Consider the following 12133-nt stretch of genomic DNA (forward strand, 5'->3'; position numbering starts at 1 on the left):
CCTAGGTCGTGTCCGCAAAGTCGCGTCGTCCGCCCGGAGGGCGTGCCAGGCGTCGCCGGGCAGGCGAGACTTTGCGGACACGACCTAGTACCTGAGCCCGTACCCGATCGGGTACAGCACCTGCGCCGGGTCGTCCGCCCGTTGCACCGGCACCGGCAGACGGCCGCGCGGGTCCACCCGGCCGGCGATCACCCGGGCGGCGGCCCGCACTTCGACGTCGGTCCAGGAGTACGAGGCCAGGCAGGCGCCGACGCCCGGGATCCGGGCGACGTCGTACGGGTTGCGGATGGCGACGGCCGTCACCGGGACACCCGTGGCGACCAGACGGTCGACCAGGGTCTTCTGGGATCCCGTCGCCGTCAGGTTGTACGTCAGGGCGACCACCGCGTCCGCGCCGGCCGCCGCCGTGACGGCCTTGTCGATCGTGGCCGCCGACGGGGCCGTGCCCGTGGACAGGGCCGTCGCCGTGAAGCCCAGTCCGGTCAGCGCGGCCGCCATGACGGTGGTCGGCGGCCCGTCGGACAGCGACGGCGAGGCCGGATCGGCGCCCACCACCAGCACCCTCGGGGTGCGCCGCCGGGACAGCGGGAGCAGCCCCTCCTCGTTGACGAGCAGGGTCGTGGTGCGCTCGGCGATCCGGTCGGCCGCCCTGAGGTGCTCCGGGATGCCGACGACCCGGTCCACGGCCGTGTCACGGACGTACGGGTCGCTCAGCACCCCGTGCTTCGCCTTGAGCCGCAGGATGCGCAGGATCGACTCGTCGAGCCGGGCCTCGGTCAGCTCGCCGCCGCGCACGGCGTTCAGCACCGCGTTCCACGCGACGCCCAGGTCGGGCGGGTTGAGGAGCTGGTCGACACCGGCCTTGAGCGCGAGGACGGGGACGCGGTCGTCGCCGTACTTCGTGCGCACGCCCTCCATGCCCAGCGAGTCCGTCACCACCACGCCGTCGTAGCCGAGTTCGCCGCGCAGGATGCCGGTGAGGATCGGCTGGGAGAGGGTGGCCGGGTCACCGGCCGGGTCGAGCGCCGGGACCATGATGTGCGCGGTCATGATCGAGTCGATGCCGGCGCGGATGGCCGCCCGGAAGGGCACCGCGTCGAGCTCCGACCACAGTTCGCGGCTGTGGGTGATGACGGGGAAGCCGAAGTGGCTGTCCACGGCGGTGTCGCCGTGGCCCGGGAAGTGCTTGGCCGTGGCCGCGACCCCCGAGCTCTGGTAGCCCTTCACCTCGGCCGCGACCAGGCCCGCCACCGCGTCCGGATCGGCGCCGAAGGAGCGCACGCCGATCACCGGATTGGCGGGGTTGACGTTCACGTCGGCGTCGGGGGAGTAGTCCTGGTTGATGCCGATCGCGCGCAGCTCGGCACCGCTGATCCGGCCCACCGTCCGGGCGTCGGACCGCGAACCGCCGGCGCCCAGCGCCATGGCGCCCGGGAACAGCGTCGCGGGCTTGCCCACCCGGGCCACTATCCCGTGTTCCTGGTCCGTGGAGATCAACAGGGGCAGCCCGCGCGGCAGTTCCAGCGAGGCGCGCTGGATCCCGTTCGACAGGTCGGCGATCTGGTGCGGATCGCGGGTGTTGTGCGCCCAGGCGAAGTAGATGATGCCGCCGACGCGGTACTTGGCGATCAGCTCGGCGGCCGTGCGGATGCCGATCTCCTTGAGGTTGGCGTCGATGTCGGCCTGGTCGGGCGCGGTGGCCGAATGGCCGTACACCCGCATGACGAAGAGCTGGCCGACCTTCTCCTCCAGTGTCATACGGGAGATCAGGGCGCGCAGGGCCTTGTCGGCGCCCGGGCGGGCTTCCGCCGCCTGGGCGCGGGTACCGGCGGCCAGCGCGGCGGTGACGCCCGCCGTGGCGGCGAGAACCGTACGCCGGGAGGGCCTTGACGGTCTGTCCGGCCCGGCAGGCGCGGACGGTCTTGCGGTGCTTCCCGTGCTGGAGTCGCGCACAAGCGCTCCTTCCCTCGTGAAGGAAACTTCCGAGGAGTTACGATTATCCGGGAAGTTTCTTCCAGTCAAGGGTGTGCACAGTACGGGCGGGTCGTTGATTGCGGGCGGGCGGCCCGGGCCGCTCAGCCGCGGTCCGCCACCGAGGGCCAGTGCGCCTGAAGCGTGCGGACCGTCTCGGCGATGGCGGGCCGGCGCGCCGCCCCCGCGCGCCACAGCGCGTACAGCCGGCGGACCGGCAGCGGGTCGAGCGGTACCTCCACCACCCCGTCGGGAAGGGGGCCGCGGCCGAGGCGCGGGATGAGGGCGACGCCGAGACCGGCGGCGACGAGGGCGATGAGGGTCGGGTTCTCCTCGGCCTGGTGGACGATGTCCGGCTCACTGCCCGCCGCGCGCAGGGTGCGCACCAGCCAGTCGTGGCAGACCCGTCCGGGCGGCTGGCAGATCCACCGCTGGCCGCCCAGGTCCTCGCGCCGTACCGAGGACCGCCCGGCGAAGGGATGCCCGGCGGGGACGAGCAGATCGCACAGGTCGTCGCCGATCAGCGCCTGCTCCACCCCCGGCGGGGCGGGCAGCGGGGAGATGTCCCAGTCGTGCGCGACGGCCAGGTCGACCGCGCCCCTGGCGACCAGGTCGACGGACAGATGCGGGTCGATCTCCGTCAGCCGGGTGTCCAGGGCCGGATGCCGGGCGGCCAGGTCGGCCAGGACGGCGGGCAGCAGACCGCGGGCCGCCGAGGCGAACGCGGCCACCGTCAGCCGCCCCGCGGGCCTGCCCCGGCGTTCCTCCAGCTCGGTCTCCGCGCGCTCCACGATCGCCAGCAACTCCTGTGCCGTCGAGGCGAGTTGTTCGGCCTGCTCGGTGAGCCGGACACCGCGTCCGCGCCGCTCCAGCAGGACGGTCCTGGTCTCCCGCTCCAGCTTCGCGATCTGCTGGGACACGGCGGAGGGGGTGTAGCCGAGCGCGGCCGCGGCGGCGCCGACCGTGCCGTGCACCGAGACGGCGTGCAGGGCCCGCAGGCGCTGGAGATCGAGCATGGAGGCCTCCCGGTCCGCGATATCGCTCCCCTCCAGCTTACGTAAGCGTTGCTTCATCCATCCATGCAGACATTCGCGCTGGTGCTACACGGTGGTGGCGTCGGATGCTCGACGTATGCGACCCGCACACATCAGCCTCGCCGTCCTCGTCGCCGCCGTCTGGGGCGTGAACTTCACCGTCATCGAGGTCGGACTCGACCACTTCCCGCCGCTCCTCTTCTCGGCCCTGCGCTTCCTCGTGGCGGCCCTGCCCGCCGTGTTCCTCGTGGGCCGCCCCAAGGTGGCGTGGAAGTGGATCGTGGCAGTGGGACTCGTCCTCGGCGTCGCGAAGTTCGGGCTGCTGTTCATCGGCATGGACGCGGGGATGCCCGCCGGACTGTCCTCCCTCGTGCTGCAGATCCAGGCGGTCTTCACCGCGGTCTTCGCCTTCGCCTTCCTCGGCGAACGCCTCACCCGCGTCCGGCTGGCGGGCATGGCCGTGGCCCTCGCCGGGGTGTGCCTGGCCGCCGTCGACGAGGGCGCGGCCGGACCCCTCGGCGCCTTCGCCCTGGTCGTCGCGGCGGCGGCCTGCTGGGGACTGTCCAACGTCCTCACCCGCAAGGCGTCCCCGCCCGACCCGCTGAACTTCATGGTGTGGGTGAGCACCGTCCCCGTCCTGCCGCTGCTCGGCCTGTCCCTGCTCACCGAGGGCCCGTCCCGCGACCTCGACGCGCTCGGCGCCCTGGACGTCCAGGGCGCCGGAGTCGTCGTCTACGTCGCCTGGGTCACGACCGTCTTCGGCTTCGGCGCCTGGGGCTGGCTGCTGCACCGGCACCCCGCGTCCACCGTCGCGCCCTTCTCTCTGCTCGTCCCGGTCTTCGGGATGTCGTCGGCCGCCCTGTTCCTGCACGAGCCGATCGGCCCGCTGCGGTGGGCGGCGGCGGCCCTGCTGGTGGGCGGGGTGGCGCTCACCTCGCGGACGCCACGGAAGGTCCAGTCGGCGGACGTTCCGGCGCCGGAACGGGCCGGGGCGCCAGCATGACCCCATGGCCGTCGTCGACATTCCCGGTTCCAAGTCCATCACCGCCCGCGCGCTCTTCCTGGCAGCGGCGGCCGACGGGGTCACCCGCCTGGTCCGCCCGCTGCGCTCGGACGACACCGAGGGCTTCGCGGAGGGCCTGACCCGGCTCGGCTACCGCGTCGGCCGGACCCCGGAGAGCTGGCACATCGACGGCCGCCCGCAGGGCCCGGCCGTGGCGCGGGCCGACATCCACTGCCGGGACGGCGCGACGACGGCCCGCTTCCTGCCCACCCTCGCCGCCGCCGGACACGGCACCTACCGCTTCGACGCCTCCGCCCAGATGCGCCGGCGCCCGCTGGGACCCCTGTCGAAGGCGCTGCGCGACCTGGGCGTGGACCTGCGGCACGAGGAGGCGGAGGGCCACCACCCGCTGAGCATCGAGGCGTCCGGGGTGGAGGGCGGCACGGTCACCCTCGACGCGGGCCAGTCCTCCCAGTACCTCACCGCCCTGCTCCTGCTCGGCCCGCTGACCCGCACGGGGCTGCGCGTCGAGGTCACCGACCTGGTCTCCGCCCCGTACATCGGCATCACCCTCGCGATGATGCGGGCGTTCGGGGCGGACGTGACGGTGGACGGCGACGTCTTCGAGGTGGCGCCCGGCGGCTACCGGGCCACCACCTACCCCGTCGAACCCGACGCCTCCACCGCGAGTTACTTCTTCGCGGCGGCGGCCCTGACCGGCCGCGAGGTCACCGTGCACGGCCTCGGCACGGAGGCGCTCCAAGGCGACCTCGCCTTCGTGGACGTCCTTCGCCGGATGGGGGCGCACGTGGAGACCGGGCCCGACCGCACGACCGTGCGCGGCACCGGCGAACTGCGCGGCCTCACCGTCACCATGCGGGACATCTCCGACACCATGCCGACGCTCGCCGCGATCGCGCCCTTCGCCTCGGGACCGGTCCGCATCGAGGACGTCGCCAACACCCGGGTCAAGGAGTGCGACCGGCTGGAGGCCTGCGCGGAGAACCTCCGGGCGCTCGGCGTCCGGGTGGAGACCGGCCCCGACTGGATCGAGATCCACCCGGGCGTTCCCGCCGCCACCGAGATCAGGACGTACGGCGACCACCGCATCGTCATGTCCTTCGCGGTGACCTCGCTGCGCGCCCCCGGCATGACCTTCGACGACCCCGGATGCGTCCGCAAGACGTTCCCCGCCTTCCACGAGGTGTTCGGGGCCTGGGCCGCCGCGGGCAAGGACCACTGAGCCGGCCCGGCGTCCGTCGCCGGCGTCTTGTCGGGAAGATCCGGGGCGGCTAGCTTCGCGACGGACGGCGCCGACCGCGCCGGAGACCGACCGGGAAGCGGTGAACAGATGTCCTCCGGTGCCTCCGTTGTCACACTCGCCGTCGTCGGCGCCGGGGACCGGGGGACCGGTCACGCGCGCTGGGCCCTCGAACACCCCGAGCGGGCCCGGGTGGTGGCTGTCGCCGAACCCCGCCGGACCCGGCGCGAACGGTTCGCCGACGCCCACGCCCTGGAAACGGATGCCGCCGTGGACGACTGGCGGGTGCTGGCCGCCCGCGGCCGGATCGCGGACGCCGTGCTCGTCTGCACCCTCGACCGCGAACACCTCGAACCCGTCCTGGAGTTCGCCGCCCTCGGGTATCACATCCTGCTGGAGAAGCCGATGGCCCTCTCCGAGGACGAGTGCCGGCGGATCGTCGACGCGGTGGAGAAGGCCGGTGTGATCCTCGCGGTCGGACATGTCCTGCGCTACACCCGGTACACCCGCGCGGTGAAGGAGATCGTGGACTCCGGCCGGCTCGGTGACGTGATCAACGTCCAGCACCTGGAACCCGTCGGCTTCTGGCACCAGGCCCACTCCTTCGTCCGCGGCAACTGGGGCCGTACGGACCGGGCCACGTCCATGCTGATGGCCAAGTCCTGCCACGACATCGACTGGTTGCAGTACGTCCTCGGGCAACCCCCGGTCCGCGTCTCCAGCTTCGGACGCCTGTCGCACTTCCGGCCCGAGAACAGGCCCGAGGGCGCCGCCGACCGCTGCCTCGACTGCGCGGTGGAGAACACCTGCCCCTACTCCGCCCGGCGCGAGTACGGCGACCGGCTCGCCCGCGGCGAACACCACTGGCCGCTGAGCGTGCTCGTCGACGACTTCACCCCCGTGGCCCTGGAGACCGCCCTGCGCGAGGGCCCGTACGGGCGGTGCGTGTACGCCTGCGACAACGACGTGGTCGACCACCAGGTGGTCTCGATGGAGTTCGCCTCCGGGGCCACCGCCACCTTCACCATGACCGCCTTCACCGAACAGGCCGACCGCCGTACCCGGATCTTCGGGACCCGCGGCGAACTGCGCGGGGACGGAGCGAACTTGAGCGTCTACGACTTCCTGACCCGGACCGAGGAGGCCGTCGACCTCGCCGCGCCGGGCGCCATGGACGCGGCGGGCGGCCACGGCGGGGGCGACGCCGCCCTGATGGACGCGTTCGTCGCCGCCGTCGCCACCGGGAACCCCGGCCTCGTGAAGTCCGGTCCCCGCGAATCCCTCACCAGCCATCTCACCGTGCTGGCCGCCGAACGCGCCCGGCACGCGGGCACCGTCGAGGCCGTATAACCGCTGGACACGTGACGCTCCCACCGCGTAGGAATCGCAGCGGACACGACCGGATCGACGAAGGGGCGCGGGGCGTTGGGTTTCCAGTTGGAGGGGCCGGTCCTCGAAGGCACACGGGTACGGCTGGAGCCGCTCGGCCACCGGCACGCGGCCGACCTCGCCGAGGCGGCGGAGGAACGCCGGGACTCGTACGCGTTCACCTGGGTGCCCCGGGCCGACGAGGTCGGGGACTACGTCGACGCACAGCTCGCCCGCGCCGCGACGGGCAGGCTGGCGCCCTACGCGCAGATCTCCCTCGCCTCCGGACGGGCGGTCGGTGCCACCTCGTACTGGGAGCCGCGGTCCTGGCGTTCGGAGGACCGGCTCGACGCCGTCGAGGTCGGCTTCACCTGGCTCGCCGCCTCGGCCCAGGGCACGGGCCTGAACGCCGAGTCCAAGCTCCTCCTCTTCGGGCACGCCTTCGAGGAGTGGGGTGTGGCACGCGTCGACCTGAAGACCGACGCCCGCAACGCCCGCTCCCGCGCGGCGATCGCGAGCACCGGCGCCCGTCTGGAGGGGGTCCTGCGCAACTGGTCCCGCTCCTGGGCGCCGGGCGAGGAAGGCCTGCTGCGCGACTCCGCGGTCTTCTCGGTGACGGCGGCGGAGTGGCCCGCGTGCCGGGAGCGGCTGACCGCGAGAGTGGCCGGGGCGCCGCCCACGGCGGCGGGTGCGACGGCCCGCGGGCGGCATTCCCTCGCGCGGTCCAGGGAACAGGCCGGCCGCCCTGACGCGTGATCGGTCGCCGACGGCGGCAGAACCTTCCGGGAGGGCCTCGCGGCCCGCGCGGCGGTCGGGGCGAGCCGGCGGCGGGTGTCCAGCGGGCGGACACCAGGAGGAATCGCTGGACCGAAGGCCCGGGAACCGGAAACGATCGGTGCCATGAGCACGTACGACACCGATGACCTCGCGAGTGACGCCCTCGCGTCGGGCCCGCGGTCCTTCCTGATCCTGCACGGCTGGCAGAACCACCGCCCGGAGGGCCACTGGCAGCACTGGCTCGCCGGGCGGCTCGGAGAGCTGGGGCAGCACGTCGTCTATCCGCAGCTCCCGGACGCCGACGACCCGGACCTGGAGGTGTGGCTGGCGGAGCTGGCCCGCCACCTGGACGCCCTGCGCGGCTCCGAGCGCGTGGTCGTCGCCCACAGCCTCGGGGCCGTGCTGTGGCTTCAGGCGGCCGCCCGCGGGCTGCCCGGCGCTGCCGGCGTCGACCGGGTGCTGCTCGTCGCCCCGCCGTCCGCCTCCGTCCTCGCGGGACTGCCGGAGATCGCCGGATTCACCCTGACCGAGAAGGGCTTCACCCTCCCCGGCCCCACCCGGCTGGTCGCCGGCGACGACGACCCGTACTGCCCCGAGGGCGCCGACGCGGCCTACGGCGACCCCCTGGGCATACCGGCCCGGATCCTGCCCGGGGCCGGGCATCTCGGCATGGACGCGGGGTACGGACCCTGGCCCGCGGTGCTGGAATGGTGTCTGGACGGGACGGCGCCGCTCACCGCCCGCGCGAGCTAGTGTGCCGGCCGACCCGCTGGTCGCGGGGGGCCGTCCGCTGATCGCGGACGCCCGTCCGCTGGTCGAGGGGATCGAACAGGGAGCCGGTCCGTGGGGGATGCGCGGGGCGCTCGGGGACGACGACCGTGCCCCGGCGCCGTTGCGGGGACCGGCTCCGGTCCCCGTCGCCGAGCATGAGCTGCGGGTCGAACATCACCACCACTCCGGCCAGGATCAGGAAGACGACCGGTCCGATGAGCATGGGGAGCAGGACCGAGGCCGGCGAGCTGTTGCCGTACATCCCGGACATGTAGGACGCGTCCGTCGCGCCGCGCAGATGCACTCCGAGGGCGGCCATGGCGGTGTAGTGCGTGCCGGTCAGGGCGACGCCCATGAGGAGGGCTGCGCCGAGGGCGGCCGGGAAACCCCGGTAGGAGGCGGCCGTCCACAGCGCGGCGACGGCGGCGGTGACCGCGAGCAGCACGGAGGCCGACACCATGAGCGAGTCGTAGTCCAGGGAGCCGTTCAGCTCGATCGCGGCCATGCCGGTGTAGTGGGTGGCCACCACGGCGAGTCCGGTGAGGATTCCGGCCGCGGTGAGAGTGACGGGGGTGGCGCCGCGGTATCCCACGGCGAAGACGCCGAGACCGACCATCACGATCGCCACGACGAGGCTGAGTGAGGTGAGACGGGCGTCGTAGTCGATCGGGATCCCCTGGATCCTGAAGCCGACCATCGCGACGAAGTGCATGGTCCAGATGCCGCAGCCTATGGTCGCCGCCCCGAGGGCCAGCCAACCCGGCTTCCACGACTGCCGGTTGTTCAGGGACCGGACGACGCAGCGCAGCCCCAGGGCGCTGCCCAGACAGGCGACGAGATAGGAGGCCGCCGGAGTCACCGCCCCGAACTCGAAGCCCTCCACGGTGCCTTGCATATATGCCAACTCCCCCTGGGAACGGGTTACTTGGGGGAGTACGGTCTCGCACCCAGGTTGCGTGAGCGGTTCCGTACGGTAGGTGATTGCGTTAACTCTGCGATGCGGCTTCGTTCAACGGGCGGACAGGCTGTCCGCACTCCGGACAGTGGTGCCCCGGGCGCGCCGCCGCGGTGCGGTCATTCCTGGCCGGCGCGCAGGTCCAGCCGCCAGTCCTGGCCCGTCAGATCCGCACCGAAGGACCGGTGCGGCTTCTCGGCGACCAGGACGAAGCCGTGGCGCTGGTAGATCCGCCGGGCGGCGGTCAGGACGTCGTTGGTCCACAGGACGAGCTCGTGATAGCCGACCCCGCGGGCGAAGTCGGTGACCGCGCCGACGAGACGGTCGCCGATGCCCAGGCCCCGTGTCTCCGGCTCGACCAGCAGCAGCCGGAGGCGGGCGGTGCCGGGCGCGTCGTCCCGTACGCACATCACGCATCCGACGGGCCGCCCGTCGAGCTCGGCGATCCACACCCGCTCCAGGTGGGGGTCGTGGTCCTCGGCGAAGTCGGCGACGATCCTCGCGACCAGGCCCTCGTAGTCGGCGTTCCAGCCGTACTCGGCCGCGTACAGCGCCGCGTTGCGCTGCACGATCCAGCCGAGGTCGCCGGGGCCCGGTTCGCGCAGGAGGACGTCCTCGGGGCCCGGAGCGGCCCGCCCGTCCCCCAGGAGGGTCCGTATCGTGCGCATCGCCTCCGTGAGCCGCGGCCGGGCGGCGGGCGGCACGGTCGCCAGCAGCGTGCCCACGGTCCGGCGTGCCCGCTCGTCGAGCAGCGCGGCGGCTTCCCGGCCGCGCGCGGTGAGCGTGATCCGGCGGCGCCGCGGATCCTTCTCGGAGGCGGTGCGCTCGACCAGTCCGTCCTGCTCGAACTTGTTCAGGATCCGGCTCAGATAACCGGAGTCCAGGGCGAGTTCGGTCCGCAGGTCGGCGGAGTCCGCCTGGGGCGTGTGCGCCAGTTCGTACAGGACGCGGGACTCGGTCAGCGTGTACGGCGCGTACAGATGGCGGGCGTAGTCGAGCGCGCCGATGACGTTCGTGTAGAAGCGGTTGAAGGAGCGGATGTCCTGGACGGTCATGATCGGCCCCGAAGGTCGGCTGTACCCGGTCGCGGTCGGCCTGCTCCGGCTGGATACCTGACCCAGTCAGAGATAATCGCCACCCCGAGCATAGAACCGCCGGGACTCCCGGGCCTACCCCGCGGTCCGGCTGAGGTCGGTGGGTGGGTCGGGGCCGTGCCGGTGCATCAGCCCGTCGCCGTCGGGTGAGGCGTGACCGTCGGTGGCGACGGGCATCGATGTACCGGCACGTCCCCGACGGCGCGCTCCCGGCTGCGGGTGCGTCGTGGTGGCCGCGCCGACTCCTTTGGCGCTCGCCCGGCTGCGGGTGCGTTGTGGTGGCCGGTCCACATTTCAGCCCCGGCCGGGCAGCAGGTTCAGCACCTCCGGCGACAGTTTCAGCCCCTCCGGCGTTTGAGGAGCGGGGTCTGGGGCGGAGCCCCCAGGTACGGGACGGGTAGGGGCGGAGGGGGCGAAGGAAAGGCTGTGGCCCCGGGGACCTGGGAAACCCAGGGAACCTGGGCAACTCTGGGGAACCCGGCCCCGGGAGACCCCTCGCGGTAGCGGGTCCCAGGCCCAGGGTCCGAGAAGGGGAGGTCAGCCCCGGGGACCCCCGGTGGAGCCCCGAACCATCAGTTCGCCCCGCACCGTCGCGATCCCACCCGGCGGCGGCTCCTCCCGCCCCATGGCGATCCGCCCGGCCCGGGCCCCCGCCTCGGACAGCGGCAGCCGCACGGTCGTGAGAGCGGGCACCGCGTCGATGCTGAACGGCAGATCGTCGAAGCCCGCGACGGACACGTCGCCGGGGATGCGCAGCCCGGAGTCGCGCAGCGCGGCACAGGCGCCCAGCGCCACGGTGTCGTTCGCGGCGACGACCGCCGTCAACGACGGATCACGGCGCAGGAGTTCGAGCGTCGCCTCGTACCCGGACCGGCGGTCGTAGCGGCCGTGCACGGTGCGCCGGGGATCGTCCTCGATGCCGTGGGTGTCGAGCGCGGCCCGGTGGCCCTCCAGCCGGTGGCGGGTCGTCGTGCGTTCCTCGGGACCCGCGATGTACCCGAGCCGCCGGTGCCCGAGACCGATGAGGTGCTCGGTGAGCTGCCGCCCGCCACCGCGGTTGTCGAAGGTGAGCGCGATCGCCTCGGGCGCCTCCGGTGCGGGCGGCCGCCCGCACAGCACGACCCGCGTGCCCGCCTCGGTCAGCTTGCGCAGCTTGGCGGCGACCGCGCCCGCGTGCGCGGTGTCCTCTATCGCGCCGCCGGTGAGCACCACCGCGGCGGCACGCTGGCGCTGAAGGAGCGTGAGATAGGTCAGTTCGCGCTCCGGGGATCCGCCGGTGTTGCAGACGACCCCGAGCCGCTCCCCGCCCGCGCGCCCCCCGGGCCCGCCGATCTCCGACTGGATGGCCGCCGCCATGATCCCGAAGAAGGGGTCGGCGATGTCGTTGACCAGGATGCCGACGAGGTCGGAGGTCGCCGCGGCCAGCGAACTCGCGGGTCCGTTCAGTACGTAGTCCAGTTCGTCCACCGCCCGCAGCACCCGCTCGCGCGTGGAGGAGGCCACGGGGTAGTTCCCGTTCAGCACGCGCGACACCGTCGCGGGAGAGACCTGCGCGCGGGCCGCCACGTCCGCCAGGGTCACCGTCATCTCGTCGTCCTCCGGTCGCGCCTTGTCGTACCACTTCGTACGGGGTCGTACATGTCGTACGTCGTCGTGCCTGGTCATGTCTCGTCGTACGGCGTCGAACACGGAGTCGAAGGCCGGGTGCGCCGCTTCCTGTGGGCAGGGTCCGTGCAGACCATACGGCCATCGGCCCCCGTTGTTCGCCCCCTCGAACAACTCGTCTTCGCGGTGGTCTTGTCCATACCGCTGCACAGAGGCTAGCTTCTCAATGGATAGAAAGCGCTTGCTGTCACGCTCACCAGTCAGCGTGCGCGGCGCCCGAGGCGTACGGAGGGA

At 73.0% G+C, this 12133-nt stretch carries 10 protein-coding genes; 5 read left to right on the forward strand and 5 right to left on the reverse strand.

The genetic code is table 11. From position 1 onward, the window contains the following. Positions 1-84: 84 nt before the first annotated feature. Together ACFXGX_RS11660 and ACFXGX_RS11665 are read right to left on the reverse strand one after the other, a co-directional pair. A complete protein-coding gene (locus ACFXGX_RS11660) occupies positions 85-1953 on the reverse strand; it encodes a glycoside hydrolase family 3 protein (protein ID WP_384788336.1) in 1869 nt (622 codons plus the stop codon). Positions 1954-2075: 122 nt separating this feature from the next. Next, a complete protein-coding gene (locus ACFXGX_RS11665) occupies positions 2076-2987 on the reverse strand; it encodes a LysR family transcriptional regulator (RefSeq protein WP_384788524.1) in 912 nt (303 codons plus the stop codon). Positions 2988-3102: 115 nt separating this feature from the next. Between ACFXGX_RS11665 and ACFXGX_RS11670 the strand changes: the two genes are divergently transcribed. The 5 genes from ACFXGX_RS11670 to ACFXGX_RS11690 all read left to right on the forward strand — a co-directional run bounded on the left by ACFXGX_RS11670 (position 3103) and on the right by ACFXGX_RS11690 (position 8167). Beyond that, positions 3103-4008 (forward strand): EamA family transporter, encoded by a 906-nt coding sequence (locus ACFXGX_RS11670; RefSeq protein WP_384788338.1) that lies wholly within the window; start codon positions 3103-3105, stop codon positions 4006-4008. A 4-nt stretch (positions 4009-4012) separates the two neighbouring features. After that, complete coding sequence (aroA, locus tag ACFXGX_RS11675) at positions 4013-5251, forward strand: 3-phosphoshikimate 1-carboxyvinyltransferase (RefSeq protein WP_384788341.1); 1239 nt, start codon at positions 4013-4015, stop codon at positions 5249-5251. 108 nt (positions 5252-5359) lie between these two features. After that, the gene (locus ACFXGX_RS11680; protein ID WP_384788343.1) at positions 5360-6619 is read left to right on the forward strand and encodes a Gfo/Idh/MocA family protein; all 1260 of its coding nucleotides are present in this window, start codon (positions 5360-5362) and stop codon (positions 6617-6619) included. A 75-nt stretch (positions 6620-6694) separates the two neighbouring features. After that, on the forward strand, positions 6695-7393 hold the full coding sequence (locus tag ACFXGX_RS11685; RefSeq protein ID WP_384788346.1) for a GNAT family N-acetyltransferase: 699 nt from the start codon (positions 6695-6697) through the stop codon (positions 7391-7393). 144 nt (positions 7394-7537) lie between these two features. Beyond that, the gene (locus ACFXGX_RS11690) at positions 7538-8167 is read left to right on the forward strand and encodes an RBBP9/YdeN family alpha/beta hydrolase (protein WP_384788349.1); all 630 of its coding nucleotides are present in this window, start codon (positions 7538-7540) and stop codon (positions 8165-8167) included. On the opposite strand, the gene ACFXGX_RS11695 is transcribed toward ACFXGX_RS11690, so the two are convergent. The 3 genes from ACFXGX_RS11695 to ACFXGX_RS11705 form a co-directional block, all read right to left on the reverse strand. After that, positions 8148-9080: an MHYT domain-containing protein gene (locus ACFXGX_RS11695; RefSeq protein ID WP_384788352.1), complete on the reverse strand. Its 933-nt coding sequence runs from the start codon at positions 9078-9080 to the stop codon at positions 8148-8150. The two genes, ACFXGX_RS11690 and ACFXGX_RS11695, sit on opposite strands and share 20 nt — an antisense overlap. A 179-nt stretch (positions 9081-9259) precedes the next feature. Further along, positions 9260-10195 carry a GNAT family N-acetyltransferase gene (locus ACFXGX_RS11700; RefSeq protein ID WP_384788359.1) on the reverse strand — a complete coding sequence of 312 codons (936 nt, stop codon included), beginning with the start codon at positions 10193-10195 and terminating at the stop codon, positions 9260-9262. A gap of 576 nt (positions 10196-10771) precedes the next feature. Continuing rightward, positions 10772-11821: a LacI family DNA-binding transcriptional regulator gene (locus ACFXGX_RS11705; protein ID WP_384788527.1), complete on the reverse strand. Its 1050-nt coding sequence runs from the start codon at positions 11819-11821 to the stop codon at positions 10772-10774. Positions 11822-12133 lie beyond the last annotated feature (312 nt).

Source organism: Streptomyces sp. NPDC059371 (genome assembly GCF_042751995.1).
GTDB lineage: Bacteria > Actinomycetota > Actinomycetes > Streptomycetales > Streptomycetaceae > Streptomyces.